The organism is Streptomyces sp. NBC_01176 (assembly GCF_045039825.1).
Taxonomy (GTDB): Bacteria; Actinomycetota; Actinomycetes; order Streptomycetales; family Streptomycetaceae; genus Streptomyces.
Genome location: NZ_CP108600.1, coordinates 4,696,999 through 4,711,361 on the forward strand (window position 1 = coordinate 4,696,999; position 14,363 = coordinate 4,711,361).

The 14,363-nt window shown below is 72.1% G+C and carries 16 protein-coding genes; 13 read left to right on the forward strand and 3 right to left on the reverse strand.

Annotated elements, in window-relative coordinates; genetic code table 11:
• Positions 1-56: 56 nt before the first annotated feature.
• Positions 57-287 (reverse strand): hypothetical protein, encoded by a 231-nt coding sequence (locus tag OG199_RS20160; RefSeq protein WP_405830612.1) that lies wholly within the window; start codon positions 285-287, stop codon positions 57-59.
• 7 nt (positions 288-294) lie between these two features.
• Between OG199_RS20160 and OG199_RS20165 the strand changes: the two genes are divergently transcribed.
• The 6 genes from OG199_RS20165 (at position 295) to OG199_RS20190 (ending at position 5,009) form a co-directional block, all read left to right on the forward strand.
• Positions 295-657: a hypothetical protein gene (locus OG199_RS20165; protein ID WP_405830614.1), complete on the forward strand. Its 363-nt coding sequence runs from the start codon at positions 295-297 to the stop codon at positions 655-657.
• A 924-nt stretch (positions 658-1,581) separates the two neighbouring features.
• Positions 1,582-1,725, forward strand: a complete 144-nt coding sequence (locus tag OG199_RS20170; protein ID WP_405830616.1) for a hypothetical protein — start codon at positions 1,582-1,584, stop codon at positions 1,723-1,725.
• Positions 1,726-2,333: 608 nt separating this feature from the next.
• The gene (locus tag OG199_RS20175) at positions 2,334-2,759 is read left to right on the forward strand and encodes an STAS domain-containing protein (protein ID WP_356798405.1); all 426 of its coding nucleotides are present in this window, start codon (positions 2,334-2,336) and stop codon (positions 2,757-2,759) included.
• 104 nt (positions 2,760-2,863) lie between these two features.
• A complete protein-coding gene (locus tag OG199_RS20180) occupies positions 2,864-3,445 on the forward strand; it encodes a hypothetical protein (RefSeq protein WP_405830618.1) in 582 nt (193 codons plus the stop codon).
• Positions 3,442-4,203, forward strand: a complete 762-nt coding sequence (locus OG199_RS20185) for a GAF and ANTAR domain-containing protein (protein ID WP_356798402.1) — start codon at positions 3,442-3,444, stop codon at positions 4,201-4,203. Before OG199_RS20180 ends, OG199_RS20185 begins: the two co-directional genes overlap by 4 nt.
• 89 nt (positions 4,204-4,292) lie before the next feature.
• Positions 4,293-5,009: a GAF and ANTAR domain-containing protein gene (locus tag OG199_RS20190; protein WP_356798400.1), complete on the forward strand. Its 717-nt coding sequence runs from the start codon at positions 4,293-4,295 to the stop codon at positions 5,007-5,009.
• A 76-nt stretch (positions 5,010-5,085) separates the two neighbouring features.
• Here the strand turns inward: OG199_RS20190 and OG199_RS20195 are convergent, their stop codons facing one another.
• Complete coding sequence (locus OG199_RS20195) at positions 5,086-5,367, reverse strand: hypothetical protein (protein ID WP_405830620.1); 282 nt, start codon at positions 5,365-5,367, stop codon at positions 5,086-5,088.
• Between the two features lie 253 nt (positions 5,368-5,620).
• On the opposite strand from OG199_RS20195, the gene OG199_RS20200 reads away from it, so the two are divergent.
• The 6 genes from OG199_RS20200 (at position 5,621) to OG199_RS20225 (ending at position 11,102) form a co-directional block, all read left to right on the forward strand.
• Positions 5,621-5,977, forward strand: a complete 357-nt coding sequence (locus OG199_RS20200) for a PRC-barrel domain-containing protein (protein ID WP_356798396.1) — start codon at positions 5,621-5,623, stop codon at positions 5,975-5,977.
• Between the two features lie 62 nt (positions 5,978-6,039).
• Positions 6,040-6,210: a hypothetical protein gene (locus OG199_RS20205; RefSeq protein ID WP_351716210.1), complete on the forward strand. Its 171-nt coding sequence runs from the start codon at positions 6,040-6,042 to the stop codon at positions 6,208-6,210.
• A gap of 191 nt (positions 6,211-6,401) precedes the next feature.
• Positions 6,402-7,022: a DUF5994 family protein gene (locus OG199_RS20210; RefSeq protein WP_405830622.1), complete on the forward strand. Its 621-nt coding sequence runs from the start codon at positions 6,402-6,404 to the stop codon at positions 7,020-7,022.
• Between the two features lie 337 nt (positions 7,023-7,359).
• Positions 7,360-7,965 (forward strand): DUF5994 family protein, encoded by a 606-nt coding sequence (locus OG199_RS20215; RefSeq protein ID WP_405830624.1) that lies wholly within the window; start codon positions 7,360-7,362, stop codon positions 7,963-7,965.
• Between the two features lie 503 nt (positions 7,966-8,468).
• Positions 8,469-8,891: a (2Fe-2S) ferredoxin domain-containing protein gene (locus tag OG199_RS20220; RefSeq protein ID WP_405834608.1), complete on the forward strand. Its 423-nt coding sequence runs from the start codon at positions 8,469-8,471 to the stop codon at positions 8,889-8,891.
• Positions 8,892-9,113: 222 nt separating this feature from the next.
• Positions 9,114-11,102, forward strand: a complete 1,989-nt coding sequence (locus OG199_RS20225) for an NAD-binding protein (RefSeq protein ID WP_405834610.1) — start codon at positions 9,114-9,116, stop codon at positions 11,100-11,102.
• 313 nt (positions 11,103-11,415) lie between these two features.
• Here the strand turns inward: OG199_RS20225 and OG199_RS20230 are convergent, their stop codons facing one another.
• The gene (locus tag OG199_RS20230; protein ID WP_405830625.1) at positions 11,416-13,278 is read right to left on the reverse strand and encodes a S9 family peptidase; all 1,863 of its coding nucleotides are present in this window, start codon (positions 13,276-13,278) and stop codon (positions 11,416-11,418) included.
• Between the two features lie 190 nt (positions 13,279-13,468).
• Here OG199_RS20230 and OG199_RS20235 point away from each other — a divergent pair, with 190 nt between their 5' ends.
• On the forward strand, positions 13,469-14,347 hold the full coding sequence (locus tag OG199_RS20235) for an SURF1 family protein (RefSeq protein WP_401806722.1): 879 nt from the start codon (positions 13,469-13,471) through the stop codon (positions 14,345-14,347).
• Positions 14,348-14,363 lie beyond the last annotated feature (16 nt).

Below are 14,363 nucleotides of genomic sequence, written 5' to 3' on the forward strand. Positions count from 1 at the left end.
CTCCTGGGCGAACTCGGGGTCCAGTTCGACCTCGCATCGTTCAATCTGCCAGTCAGTCAACAGCTCGGATCGTGGGAGCAGTTCACCCACGACAGGCCGCACAGTCTCCTCGGCAACTCCAGAGCCGGAGCAATAACGAACACTTGCAGAAACGCCCCGCCCGGATAAACGACCACGATCCTGTCGAGGAGATCGGCTTCCATGCCGTCGGGCCCCTCGACGGCCTCGACCGAGTCGAAGCCATCCTCGATGAGCGCCACGGCGCCGGTGCGCTGAAGTGGGTCCATCTCCGCAGTGCTGTCCGGGATGTGGGCGTCCACAGTCACTACGTATGTCACGCGTTTCGTCTCGGTTGCCAAGGGCCACACCTGGACCGGCACCATCACCTATGCGTCAAAGCTCAGCGAGTCGATCATCGTCGCTTCCGCAGAGGAGACCATCAGCGGCTCGATTTCCTACTCGAAGACCACGACCGTCACCCTTGGCGGCTCGTGGAAGGTTCCGGCGAGCCAGAAGGACGGGTGGCTCGCCCTCGGCTCGAAGGGATACTCCTTCAACTGGGAGCGCGGTTCCTATAACGGTGGCTGCAAGTGGATCGTCTCGAACCACGGGACCGCCAAACTCCCGGCGCTCTCGCCCTACATCGCCCACTCGTGAGTTGAGGACGATCTGATGAAGCTGCCCCTGCTGGCCGTCGGCCTGTCGGCCCTGGTGCTTGTGTCGGCCTGTTCCGGGGGGACTCACCCCCGGGCAACCGCCACCCACGGTGCGACGCCGCCTCCGGCAGAAGCGACGACGGGGACCGGCGAAACCCCCTCTCCGGAGCAGACCCCGACGAGCCCGGACCGCCTTCCCGATCCTGTCCAGTCGGCACTCCCTGTCGGCTCGAAGACGCTGTACAAGGGATCGGGTCACGGTTCAGGCAGTGTCACTCTTCCCGCGTCAGCGGGGAAAGCCTCATCCATCACGGCGAGGTGGACCTGCGCCGGCCCCTCCAAGTTCAACATCGTCACCTCCGGAAAGCCCCTCGCCGGGTCTCAGTGCGGTGACGGGAGCGGCGTGTTCACCGCCGAGATACCGCACGCCAAAGTGCACGAACTGGCGTGGAAGTTCTCAGCACCCGCTTCGGTGATTTGGCGGATCGTCGTCACCCAACCATCCGGGAACTAAGGGCTGTCCCGCTCTGGGGTCCATTTGGGAACCGGCTTCGGCCGCCGCCCTGGCGTTCGTGAGCTTCGGCCGCCGGGTACTCGCCCTCGCGCGGCTCTGATGATGTGGCCGCCGCACAACCCCGCCGCCCTTCTCCTCGTCTTCCAGACCGCCGTGGATCCCGAAGGCCGACGCGGGGGCCGCGGACGGCACGTATGCACCTGGGCGTCGTCATCGTCAGCATGGGCCCGGTGTGCTCCGGGCTGCTGATGATCGGCGCGGGCTGTACTTGCCTGCGCGGCGAGGGTTGCCGGTCGCTCGCGCGACGCCTCCGGGCAGTCAAGGAGCGTGTGTTGAGCTGGAGTTGGTCGGCGCTGCCCGCGCACGGTATGACCCCGGTGGCGATGAGGGCGGGACAGGACGGTGCGCCCGATGCGTGACAGGGCCGGGGAAGCGGCGAACGCCGCGCCCGACGCCCTGTACCGGTTTCTCACCGCCGAGCCCGCCGAGCCCGCCGAGCCCGCCGACCGGCAACGTCTGGCGCCGCGCATAATCGCCGCCGTGGTGCACGGCTAGAACGAGCGCCACCTCATCTACGGGCAGCCCGTGCACGCACCCTGCGACGATACGGTCGTCTCCGCAGCCGATCACATCGACGACCAGGAACCCGGCGCCATCCGCTACCAGCCCCTGTACGGCAACCACGTGTGGATCGACACCGGCGCCGAGATGCCGTGGGTTCGCATACCGTCCCCTGGCAGCCGAGTAGCAGTTCGGAGGGCCACCGACGGATCCGGGAGAGCCGTCCGACGTCGCCGTGCGTTCGTCTGTCCTGCGGGACCCGCGCTTCGGGTGTCGCCTCAACTTGCCGTCCACATGCTGGGAATGGGCCGTTCCGGCCCTCCGGCGCACCGGGCGAGGGCTACGCTGCTGTGCAGACGTCCCGGACCCCGACGGCAAGTCGTTGGCGAGCACAGATCGCCGCGGGGAGCGGGGTTTTCGCCCGTCGCCCGGCGTATCCCTGGAGGGAACCGGGTGGGTCCGCAGTCCGGCCGCGCAGGCCGGCGAGTCGGCCGTCGTCCGGACCTCCGCCGAATGCACTCCGCTGCCGGGTGCGGGTCGGTGGTGCCGGGGTCCCGGCACCACCCGGTCCCCTGCCGGACGGTCCTCCGAACCGAGGCGTCATGCACCTTCCGCCGCTCACCGTCCGCCGTCACGACGACAAGAACCGAGCACTGATCACGCCGGCCGGCGAGATCGACCTGCAGACGGCGCCCCTGGTGCGCGCGTCACTGGAACAGTGCCTGCGCGACGGCATCCGCACCATCGACGTCGACCTCTCCCTCCTCACCTTCTGCGACTGCAGCGGCCTCAACGCCTTCCTCCACGCGTCCCAGCGCACCACCGCCGCCGGGGGGACGCTGCGACTGCACCATCCGCCACCGGCGCTGGTCGTCCTGGTCGACATCGCCGACTGCGCGTTCCTGCTGCTGGGGCTTCCGTTCGGGCAGGTGCCGCTCCCGCCCGGGAACGCCCCGACCGCGCCCCCTCCCGTCCCGTCCCGTGGGCCGGTTCCCCTTCTTCGTGTCCTCCTCGGCGGTGCGGTGTGATGGCCCGGCCGCATCGGGGACCGGCACGGCAGCCCCTCAGGAACGAGAAGCCCGGTGGGGAAGTCGGCGCGGAATCCGGCGCGGACGCCGTGCGGTTGCGCCGGGTGAACCGATGGCTCGTGGAGGACATCCGGGAGGATCTCGGAGATCTGTACGAGGAGTTCAGCGCGACGGGATCCGATGGGGGATGCCGCGGTCCCGGCCGTCAGGACTTCCTCGACCGTCTCGCGGGCGACATCCGGCGGCCGGGGTTCGCCATGGTGATCGCGGAGACCGACGGTCTGATGGGGTGTGCCTTCGGATTCCCGGTCCTCGGCGACGGCCGCTGGTGGCTCGGTTTCGACGGTGCGCTGCCCCGCAGCATCGAGCGGATCACCCGGTCCGGCGGTGTCTTCGCGATCAGCGACACCCTGGTTCGCCCGCACCCGCGGGACCAGAAGCCGGCCCACCGTCTGCGGGAGCGGCTGCTGGCCGACCACCGGGCGACTCTCGGCGCCACCTTGGTGGATCAGGCCGACCACCCGGCTCTCGACTCGCTCCGCTCCGGGGGATGGCGGGATGTCGGGAGGGTTCAAAAGCCGACGGCCGCGACCACGTACCGTGCGCTGGTGCTCCCCCTCGGGGAACGGACCACGGCAAGGCTGAAGGGGCTCGCGCACGGTTCCGGGACCCGGTGGCCCGGGTGAGGCCCGACAGCCGGTCGGCCCGGATCCAGGTCCTGGTCGCCGAGCAGGCAGCCCGGCGCGGTGCCAGGGTCGGGGTCGTGGACGTGTGCGCGGCGGCCGTCGCCGCGTTGCCGGTCGGCGGGGCCGGTCTCTCCGCGATGTCCGTGTCCGCGGCGAGCCATCCCCTGTGCAGCACCGACGACGTCAGCGAGCAGTTGGAGGAACTCCAGCTCACCCTCGGCGAGGGACCCTGCGTGGATGCCTTCGCCCAGGGCTCGGCCGTGCTGACACCCGATCTCTTCGCCGCCGAGGTACAGGACCGCTGGGCCGTGTTCGCCGACGCGGCCCTGGAGACCGGGGCACGCGCCGTCTTCGCCTTCCCGCTGCGGACGGGAGCGGTCAGCCCCGGGGTCCTGGACCTGTACTCCCAAGTCCCGCGGCGGTTGGACACGGAGGAACTGGCCGACGCGGCCGCCTTCGCCGACACCGCCGCTCTGGTCCTGCTCGACTCCCGGCTCGACGGGGAGGCGGGCCTGGCCGGCGGAGGGCCGGTGGACGGCCGCTTCGAGGAGCTGGGCGCGTACCGCGCGGAGATCGACCAGGCCACGGGCATGCTCACGGGCCAGCTCGGAGTCAGTGCCGAAGAAGCCTTCGTCCGGCTGCGCGCCCACGCCTACGCGAGAGGACGCCGCCTCGCCGCGGTGGCCGCCGACGTCGTCGCCCACCGGCTCACGTTCCCTCCGGGCGCGAACCCGGACCGGACCGACGAGAGCACCTGACGCCAAGTCAGGACATCCGAAGAAAACGTTAGTTGTGCCTCCCGTCCCATCGTCCGGGCCGGGATCAGTCCCGACGAAGGGTGTGCACGATGAATCAGCGGCTCCTGGCCAAGACCTTCGTCGAGCTGGCGGACAACCTGGTCGCCGACTTCGACCTGATCGACTTCCTGCGCCTGCTGACCGACCGCTGCGTGGGCATGCTCGACGCGAGCGCCGCGGGCGTGCTGCTCGCGGACCACGGCGGCGAACTCCGTGTCATGGCCGCCTCCGACGAACGGGTGCGCCTGCTGGAGCTCTTCCAGCTGCAGAACGACGAAGGCCCCTGCCTCGACTGTTTCCGCACCGGCGCACCGGTGATCGTCACGGACCTGATCGAGGAGGCCGACCGCTGGCCACGTTTCGTCGCGGCGGCCCAGCGCAGCGGATTCGGGTCGGTCCAGGCTCTGCCGATGCGTCTGCGGGACGAGGTCGTCGGGGCCCTCAATCTCTTCCGCACCCGACGCGGCCCCTTCGACCCGGACGCCACGCCGCTCGCCCAGGCCCTGGCCGACGTCGCCACCATCAGCCTGCTGCAACAGCGCACCGCGCACCGCAGCACCGTCCTCAACGAGCAACTGCAGAACGCCCTGAACAGCCGTGTACTGATCGAACAGGCCAAGGGAAAACTCGCCGAGCGCCGGGGCATCGACATGGAACAGGCGTTCACCACCCTGCGTGGTTACGCCCGTGCGCACAACCGGCGCCTGTCCGACCTGGCCCGCGCGTTCATCGACGACTCCGAACCCCTGCCCGGACTGAGGTCCTGACCAGGGCGAGGGCCGGGACCAGGGCCCGGCCGGGAAGGGGGCCGGGGCGAGAACCCAGGGCCGGATCCCGCACCGGTCACCCGCGGCGCTCGCGGTCCCGCCGACCCCGTCGCTCCTGCCGGTCGCGCCGGTCCTCGCGGTTCCAGCGCGCCCGGTGCTGCCGGCTGTAGCGGCGGTCCCAGCGGTCCTCGCGCTCCCTCCGGTCCCGGTAGTCCTGATACTCACCCCCGTCGGACCCGCCGCCGCGGCCGAAGCGGGTGGCTCCGAAGACCAACACGGCCGCGGCGACCCACCACAGGGGGTTGAGGAAGCCGAGGCCGAACAAGACCACGATCAGGACGAGAAGCAGAACGAACACAGTGGGCCTCCCCGGGAGCGGAACAGAACTCGGAACCGGGGACTGGGGCCTGCTCCACAGCGTAGCCCCCTTCATCCCGGCAGCCCCTACCCAGCCGCGCGGAGCGCAGTATCGTTGGGGGTGGGTCGGCTCACTCCTACGTCGAGCCGCCCTGAAGTACGGCCTCGGCGTATTCCGCGCCGGAGCCGCTGGCCCGTGGCTCGCGGCCCGTGCTCGTACCTCGTGAGGGTGTCGCGCCCGGGAGGGAGAGGGCATGATCCAGGCAGCCGACATCCGTGAGTGGCGCGACCATGACGTGGTGGACGCGAAGGGGCACAAGATCGGCGTGCTCGAAGCGATCTATGTGGACACCACCACCGACGAACCGGCCGTGGCCACCGTGCGGACCGGACTGCCCACTCGCCAGCGCCTGGTCTTCGTCCCCCTCGACGCGGCGATCCTCGGACCGGACTATCTCAGGGTCCCCTACGCAAAGAGCCTGGTGCGGAAGGCCCCTTCGATCGGCACGGACGACATCCTGCCCGCCGAGCGGGAAGAGGCGATCTTCCAGCACTACGACATGACGTACCAGCCGGGCGGGCAGGGCGAACGGCAACTCGCACGCCGCTGAGCGACCGCCCCCCGGCCCCGACCGATCCGATCCGCTCTCAAGGAAAGGAAGGCGTTCAGGCGATGGTGCTCTTCCTTCTCCTCGTCCTCGCGGCCGTTGTGCTGGGAATCATCGGCGTGGCAGCCCACGGCTTGGGATATCTGCTGGTCATCGGCATCGTGGTGCTCGCGGCCGACGTGGCGATCGCGTCCGTCCGATGGTCCCGGCGCGCGGGCCGGCGCGCCGGCCGCTGAGGGCGGGCGACCGGCGACCGCGCGCCCGCACGTCCGTGGAACCCGTGCCACGGCAACCGTCCATCGGGGTCCATCCAGGAGTATCCTAAAGATACCGAGGGTACTTCGTACACCGGCTTCGATGCCCGTGCCGTCCCCGGCGATTCACGACACCGGGCCGGTGCAGGCCGGCCCGAGGCTGGGTTCGTGTGATGACCGCAACCACGTTCGACAAGTCGGCGCTCGAAGACCGGACCTCCTCAGCTTCTCCTTCACCGGGCCCTCTCCGGCTGCAACTGGCACCGCCCGGCACCGCCCCCGCCCTGATCGACGGCGCGTGGTGGCCCCGCTCCCGCGACCTGACGGCCGAACTTCCCGCGCTCATAGCGCTCTTGGACCCACTGTGGGGGCGCATCACCCACGTCACCGTGAATCCCACCCTCTGGCCGGTCGTCCCCCGCAAGGTGCCCGTCCAGGGTCATGTGGTGAAGGTCGGCTGGTTCGGGCCCGAGCAGGACCCGCACAAACTGCTCCTGCTCTCCTACAGCGCGGGGCGCTGGGACCTGCTGGTGATACCGCCCGGGACCGACGCCGCCACGGCCGCCCGGCTGATGACCACGGCCACGGATCCCGCGCGGCAGCTCACCGCGAGCGGACTGATCCGGGAGGCCGAGCTCTTCGGCGGCGCCGAGGCGGAGGCCGAGGCCGCGTGGGACTCGACCCGGGAGAAGGTCTGGGACTCCGAAGGCGGACACGACGCCCGCCGTCCCTCCTCGCACGGTCCCGCGACGGCCACCGTCGGCCGCGTGCCGAGGCCGTCGGAGGGCATGTGACGAAGGGAGGGCGGCGGAAGCCCCGTGGCGCCCGGCGTGCAGCCCGTGGCAGGCGGCCCGTGGGCGTGGCGCAGCCGGTGACGTTCGGCCCGTGGGCATGGCGTGCAGCCGGTGACGTTCGGCGCGCGGCGCGCAAAGAAACGCGTGGCGCGTGGCGCGTAAGGAAAGAGGCGGAGTTCGGGACCCGTGCCTCGCCGGGGCCCGTCCGGCCCGCCGCGGGAGTAGCGTGGAGCCATCGAGAGTACTTCGCACACCGGCCGCCATGCCGATGTCGTTCTCGGCGAGTGACGACACCGGGCCGCAGCCCCGTGCAGCGGCCGGGAGACAGGTGCGCGCGATGTCCGCGACCACCGACCGACCGCCGCTACGGATCGTGCCCTTCAGGGCGCCGACCGCTCGCCTGGCACTGAAGACCGTGAGCACGCTCCGGGGGCCCCTCGACGGCGCCTGGTGGCCCCGTTCCCGCGACCTGGCCGACGAACTCTCCGCCCTGGCCGACGTACTGGACCCGCTGTTCGGGCGGATCACCCGGGTCGCCGTCAACCCGACGTACTGGCCCGTCATCCCGAGCAGGGTGCCCGTCAACGGCCATGGGGTCAGGATCGGTTGGTTCACGACGGAGCTGGACCCCCACAAGATCCTGCTGATGTCCCACACCACGGGAAGCTGGAACCTGCTGGTGGTACCACCGGAGACCAGCGCCCCCGCCGCCGCCCGCCTGATGGCCGCCGCGAGCGACAGCTCCGGCCCCCCGACGACCGCGAGCGACGCCTCCGGGCTCCCGATGACCGCGAGCGCGCTCATGGCAGCGGAACTCGCCCTCCACGCCGGCTCCCTGGCCGACGGAGACCAGGACTCCGAGGAAGCCTGGGAGGACGGCGACGACGCCTCCTCCTACCGGGCGACTGCCGCCCGGCCGGGCCGCCTCATCACGGCGAAGTAAGCGGCACGGCGCGCGCCGGCTCACTCCAGGACGGCGAGGTGGTCCGCGGCGCCCCGCGCCATTCGATCAGGAAGAGGGTCGCGTCGTCGCTGGTGCGGCCGCCCCGTTGGCGCTTCAGGGCATGGGAGAGCGCGCGCACCAGCGCTCGTACTCCCTTCTCGCCCGCGCGACGTGGTCGACCCAGTGGATGAGCTCCGCCACGGCCGCGCCCCCGCATCGCCGTCGCCCGCACGGACGTCACTCCCCGGCCCTCCCCGGGACGCGGAGTTCGCGTCGCGGTGCCGTCAACTATCGTCTCCGATGGACGACGTCCTGGACGGCATCCTGAACACGCCCCGCAGAGCCCCGCCGAGCCCCGCAGAACCGCAGCCGGACGAACCGCAAGGAGAGAGGTTTCGTTGACCGTCCCGCCCTCCGTGTCCCCCGTTCCGACGGACGCGTCCGGGACCGCCGCGGCCTCCGCTCTCCCGTCCCCCTCCGCCTCGCCCGGGAACCGTCGTACGGTGGCGGTCGGCGCCGCCGGTTCGCGGCCGTGCACCCTGGTTGTCTGCCGGGGGTGCTGCTGCGGGGATCCGCGGAAGTATCCCGACGACGATCACGCCTGGCAGCTGGAGCGGTTGCGGGCCGGGGCCCAGGCGTCCGGGGGGCGGTTCGTGGTGCGGACCGTGGACTGTCTCGGGCCCTGCGACCAGGCCAACGTGGTGGTGGTGCAGCCTTCCGGGGACGGGCGGCGCAGAGGTGCGCGGCCGACCTGGGTCGGGTTCGCGATGGGTAACGACTGCACCGAGGACCTGGTGAACTGGGCGACCGCCGGAGGGCCGGGCGTCGCTCCGCCCCCGGTCGCGCTGGAGTTGCAGTTCGTCCGGCCGCCGCGCGAGGCGCGGGCTCGGACCAGGACCCGTAGCCGCGGCCGTACCCGCGGGTGAGTCCGTTCGTCCCGGCTGCCTGCCGGCGGTGGGGCGGTTGCGGTCCGCCCGGGGGCCGCGGCCGGCGGCGATATCGGCCACTACCTGAGCACCTGTCCCAACCGCTGCCGGGCGGCGGCGACTTGTGCGGGCCGGCCGGATGGAACCACGCGTCCCGGTACGGCACTCTTCTCCCTTGTGGGGACCCTTCCGTACCAAAGCCCGTCGACCGAGACCGCGCACATGGTGGTGGCCGGGGACGACGCCCTGGCGCACCGGCTCGCCGCGGAACTGCGTGGTGTGTACGGCGAGCGGGTGACCCTCGTCGTACCGCCCGCACAGCGCCGGGTGCGCCCTCCGGTGGTCGGACGGGCCCGGGGCTCGACCCTGTTCGACCGGGTCTCCGCGGCGGTGAACCGGGCCGCCGGGAACGGTGACGCGCCGCCCGGCCGTACGGCAGAACCGCCCGGCGCCGAGAGGGTGTTGGAGGCCACCGAACTCACCGAGGCGGTGCTCGCCGAGGCGGGCGTCGAACGGGCCGCCGCCCTCGCGCTCGTCGGTGACGACGACGAGGCCAACATCCGGGCCGCGCTCACCGCGCGCCGCCTCAACCCGCGGCTGCGGCTCGTCATCCGGCTCTACAACCGGCGCCTCGGCCAGCACATCAAGGAACTCCTCGACCAGGCATCGGCGTTGGCCACGGCCGGCATCGACGACGGCTCTGGCGACGATGGCGGTGACCGTGGTGACCGTGGTGACGGCGGTGGCGGCGGTGGCGGCGGCGGGTTCGACGCCTCCACCACCGTGCTGTCCGACGCCGACACCGCCGCGCCCGCGCTCGCCGCGACCGCTGTCGCCGGTACCAGCAAGGTCGTCCAGACGGACGGGCTGATGCTGCGGGCGGTGGAACGGCCTCCGCCGGGGCCCGGTGAGGTCGCCGACCCCGGTCTGTGCACGCTCGCGCTGCTGTCCGCCACGACCAACGACCCCGCCGGGGCCGACGGTTCCGAGAGCAGCGGTCCGCAGGGACCCCGGCTGCTGCCCGACGAGCGGGCGGTGGCCGCCGCCACCGGGCGCGGGACCGTCGTCCTGGAGACCGTGTCGTACACCGGTCCCACGGCGTCCGGCGGGCGCAGCGTCCCGCCCTTCGCCTCGCTGCTGTCACGGCGGCTGCGCTGGTCGTTCGCCGGGCTGGTGGGGTGTGTGGTCGGGTTGGCGATCGCCTCGATGGTCGTCACCGGGGAGCCTCCGCTGCGGGCCACCTATCTGACGCTGCTCGACCTCTTCGCCATCAACAATCCCGCCATCGGGGAACCGGTCGGGCGGCAGGTCCTCCAACTCTTCTCCGGGCTCGTCGGGTTGCTGCTGCTTCCGGTGCTGCTCGCCGCGGTGCTGGAGGCGCTGGGTACGTTCCGGAACGGGTCCGCGTTGCGCAAGCCGCCGCGGGGGCTGTCCGGGCATGTGGTGCTGCTCGGGGTCGGCAAGATCGGTACGCGGGTGCTGGCGCGCCTGCGGGAGCTGAACATTCCCGTGGTGTGCGTGGAGGCCGATCCCGAGGCGCGGGGGCTGGCGATGGCGCGGCGACTGCGGGTGCCGGTGGTGCTGGGGGATGTGACCCAGGAAGGTGTGCTGGAGGCCGCGAAGATCCACCGGGCGCATGCGCTGCTCGCGCTGACCAGCGCGGACACGACGAATCTGGAGGCCGCGCTGTACGCCCGTACGGTGCGGCCCGATCTGCGGGTGGTACTGCGGCTGTACGACGACGACTTCGCGACCGCCGTGTACCGGACCCTGCGGGCCGCGCATCCGCAGGCGCTCACGCGCAGTCGCAGCGTGTCGCATCTGGCCGCGCCCGCGTTCGCCGGGGCGATGATGGGCCGGCAGATCCTCGGGGCGATTCCGGTCGAACGGCGGGTGTTGCTCTTCGCGGCCATCGAGGTGGGCGGGCATGCCCAGTTGGAGGGGCGGACCGTGGGAGAGGCGTTTCGGGCTGGGGCGTGGCGGGTGCTCGCGCTGGAGACGCGGGCGGCGGGACGGCGGGGGGATCCGGCGGGCGGAGGCGGGGGCGGCGGGGTGTCGCAGCGGGAGCCGAGGGGGCTGGTCTGGGATCTTCCCTCCTCCTATGTGCTGCGGGCGGAGGATCGGGTGGTGTTGGCGGCTACTCGGCGGGGGCTTGCGGAGTTGTCGGGGCGGCGGGCTGGGGAGCGGTCCGTGGGCCCTCCGGGCCAGTAGGGGTGGACGGGGCTCTCACCGGGGGGTGGTTGTCGCGGGCGGGCGTCCTTTTCCTTTCCTCGCCCCCGCCGCCCCTACCCGTCCCATCCTCTGGGGCTCCGCCCCGGACCCCGGCAGGGCGCTGCCCCTGGACCCCGGCGGGGCGCTGCCCCCGGAACCCGTCGGCGCGCTACCCCTGGACCCCGGCAGGGCGCCGCCCTCAGACCCCCGCAGGGCACTGCACCTCTGCTCCCGCCCCGGCAGGGACAGGACAGGAGCAGAGGCAAGGGCAGCGGGCCGTACCCCGGTCACCGAACCCGCGGGGACCGCCCCGTCAGGTCGGGAGGTGGGCCTGGGCGAAGTTCAGTTCCAGGTGGACCTGCTTGATGCGTTCGTCGACGACCAGGGAGCCGTGGCCGGCGTCGTAGCGGTAGACCTCGTGGACGGCTCCTCGGGCGGCGAGGCGGTCGACGTAGTTCTCGACCTGGCGGATGGGGCAGCGGGGGTCGTTCACGCCGGCCGAGATGTAGACGGGGGCCTTGACGGCGTCGACGTACGTCAGGGGTGAGGACGCCTCGAAGCGCTCGGGCACCTCCTCCGGGGTGCCGCCCAGCAGCGTGCGGTCCATGGCCTTCAGGGCCTCCATCTCGTCGTGGTACGCCGTGACGTAGTCCGCGACCGGGACGGCGGCGATGCCGAGGGTCCAGGCGTCCGGCTGGGTGCCCAGGCCCAGCAGCGTGAGGTAGCCGCCCCAGGAACCGCCGGTGAGGATCAGGCGCTCGGGGTCGGCGAGTCCGGACGTCACCGCCCACTCGCGGACCGCCGCGATGTCCTCCAGCTCGATGAGACCGACCCGGTGCTTGAGGGCGTCCGTCCACTCACGTCCGTACCCGGTCGAACCCCGGTAGTTGACCCGCACCACCGCGTACCCGTGGTCCACCCAGGCCGCCGGGCCCGCCGCGAAGGAGTCGCTGTCGTGCCAGGTCGGGCCGCCGTGGATGTCGAAGACGGTGGGCAGGGGTCCCGTCGCCCCGGCCGGCTTCTGGACCAGGGCGTGGACCCTGCCGCCGGGACCCTCCACCCAGACGTCCTCCACGGGGACCGAGCCCGGGGACTTCAGGCCGGGGGGATCGAGGATGACCCCGCGGGTCGTCGAGCGGACCGACGACGGCTCGGCCGCCGACGACCACAGGTACTCCACGCTGCCGTCGGGGCGGGCCGTCGCCCCGGACACCGTGCCCGCGGGGGTGGGCACACGGAGCAGCTCGCCGGACGCCAGGTCGTAGCGCCACAGGTCGCTGCGGGCCTCGAAACTGTGCGCGATCAGCAGCGCCGAACCGTCCGGATACCACTCGGCGCCCACGTCGCCGGGCAGGTCGAGGGAGAGGTCCGTCTCCTCGCCGGTCGCGACGTCCCAGACCAGCGGCTCCCAACGACCGCGCCGCTGGTGCCCGATGAGCAGCCGGGTGTCCCCGTCGACCGGGGCGAAGCCCAGCACCTCCAGGCCCAGCTCGACCGTGCCGCCCTTGCTGTCGTCGAGGTCGGCGACCGTCGAGCCGTCAGGGCGCAGCACCCGCAGCGCCGAGTGCATCGCGTCGCCGTGCTCGGTGTGCTCCACGGCGATCAGGGAGCCGTCGTGGGAGAGGTCGCCGACGCCGGCCGACTCCCGGTGGCGGTAGATCTCCACGGGTTCCTCGCCGGACCGGACGAGGTGGATCGTCGATCCGTCGTCGTCCGTCGAGCGGCCCACGACCGCCGTCCGTCCGTCCCTGCCGATGGCGAGTCCCCCGGGGTAGGAGGGTTCAAGTCCCGGCGCGGCGGGCTCGTCCACACTCGGGGCACCGGCGGTCGCGGCGGGGGAAGCGGCGTCCGCGGAGCCGGTCCCGGCGAAGCGCTGCCGGCGCCAGATGCCGAACTCGTCGCCGTCCTTGTCGTCGAACCACCAGATCCATTCGCCGTCCGGGGAGAGCACCCCGTCCGTCGTACCGTTCGCCCTGTCGGTGATCTGGCGCTGCTCGCCCGTCTCGCGGTCCCACGCGTACAGCTCGTAGGTTCCCGTCGCGTTGGAGACGAACAGCGAGCGGTGCGGGGCGTCCTCCGCCCAGTCCGGCAGCGACACCCTCGGTGCCCTGAAGCGCTTCTCCCAGTCGGGCATGGCCGCCTGCTGCTGCTCGACGGACCCGTTGCTCTCAGTCATGGCCCCATAGTGCCTGGCCCACCCGTCCTCGCGCCGACGAGGTCCCCAGCCTGTGGACAACTCCGTCCACAGCCCTCGCCCCGCCCCACCCGGCGGCCGGTGCCGAACGGGCGGGACCGGCGACGGGACCGGGCGGCGGGACCGGGACCCGGAGCCCGGCCGCGCGCGGCGGCACCGTACCTTTGAAGTCGTGTACCGGTTCCTGCTGACGCCCCGCTGGTGGGGGATCAACGTCTTCGTGCTGTTGGCCATCCCCTTCTGCATCTTCATGGGGTCGTGGCAGTTGAGCCGGTTCGAGGCTCGGGTCCAGGACCAGCGCGACGCCGGCGAGCAGGCCGCCGCGGCCAGGACGGATCCGGCCCGACCTCTGCGCGAGCTGCTGCCCGTCGACCAGGACACGTCCGGCAAGCAGGCCGTCGCCACCGGCCGGTACGGCAAGCAGCTGCTGGTGCCGGACCGCGAGGTGGACGGCAGGCGCGGGTACTACGTGCTGACGCTGCTGCGGACCGACGGCGGCCTGGCGCTGCCCGTCGTCCGGGGCTGGCTGCCGGGTACCGCCGATCCCGCGAAAGCGCCCGCCGCCCCGGCAGGCGAGGTGACCGTCACGGGCGCGTTGCAGGTTTCCGAGAGCCCGGGGTCGGACGGGGTGAGCGCCGCCGGAGGGCTTCCCGACGGGCAGACCGGCGCGATCAGCTCGGCGTCGCTGGTGAACCTGGTGCCGTACAAGGTCTATGACGCCTGGATCACCCTCGCGAAGGCCGACAGCGGGATGACGGCGGTGCCCGCGACCGCGCCGCAGGGCACCGGCCTGGACCTCAAGGCGTTCCAGAACCTCGGCTACACCGGTGAGTGGTTCGTCTTCGCGGGCTTCGTCGTCTTCATGTGGTTCCGGCTGCTGCGCCGCGAGGCCGAGTTCGCGCGGGACGCGGAGCTGGGCCTGATCCCCTCCGAGGAGACGGACCGGGATGCAGACCAGGACCAGGACCGGGACCAGCACCAGGACGAGGAGCGGAACGGAAGCCCGGACGGGAATCCGGTCCGGGACGCCGCCGGGGCCCCGGCTCCCTAGACGCTCCGGCCCGGCC

Bases quoted from the DNA above. Each gene is read 5' to 3' on its own strand.
- OG199_RS20230 (WP_405830625.1), bottom strand. From the start codon at position 13,278: ATGACTGAGAGCAACGGGTCCGTCGAGCAGCAGCAGGCGGCCATGCCC.
- OG199_RS20205 (WP_351716210.1), top strand. From the start codon at position 6,040: ATGGTGCTCTTCCTTCTCCTCGTCCTCGCGGCCGTTGTGCTGGGAATC.
- OG199_RS20190 (WP_356798400.1), top strand. From the start codon at position 4,293: ATGAATCAGCGGCTCCTGGCCAAGACCTTCGTCGAGCTGGCGGACAAC.
- OG199_RS20210 (WP_405830622.1), top strand. From the start codon at position 6,402: ATGACCGCAACCACGTTCGACAAGTCGGCGCTCGAAGACCGGACCTCC.
- OG199_RS20175 (WP_356798405.1), top strand. From the start codon at position 2,334: ATGCACCTTCCGCCGCTCACCGTCCGCCGTCACGACGACAAGAACCGA.
- OG199_RS20160 (WP_405830612.1), bottom strand. From the start codon at position 287: ATGGACCCACTTCAGCGCACCGGCGCCGTGGCGCTCATCGAGGATGGC.
- OG199_RS20200 (WP_356798396.1), top strand. From the start codon at position 5,621: ATGATCCAGGCAGCCGACATCCGTGAGTGGCGCGACCATGACGTGGTG.
- OG199_RS20225 (WP_405834610.1), top strand. From the start codon at position 9,114: ATGGTGGTGGCCGGGGACGACGCCCTGGCGCACCGGCTCGCCGCGGAA.
- OG199_RS20215 (WP_405830624.1), top strand. From the start codon at position 7,360: ATGTCCGCGACCACCGACCGACCGCCGCTACGGATCGTGCCCTTCAGG.
- OG199_RS20170 (WP_405830616.1), top strand. From the start codon at position 1,582: ATGCGTGACAGGGCCGGGGAAGCGGCGAACGCCGCGCCCGACGCCCTG.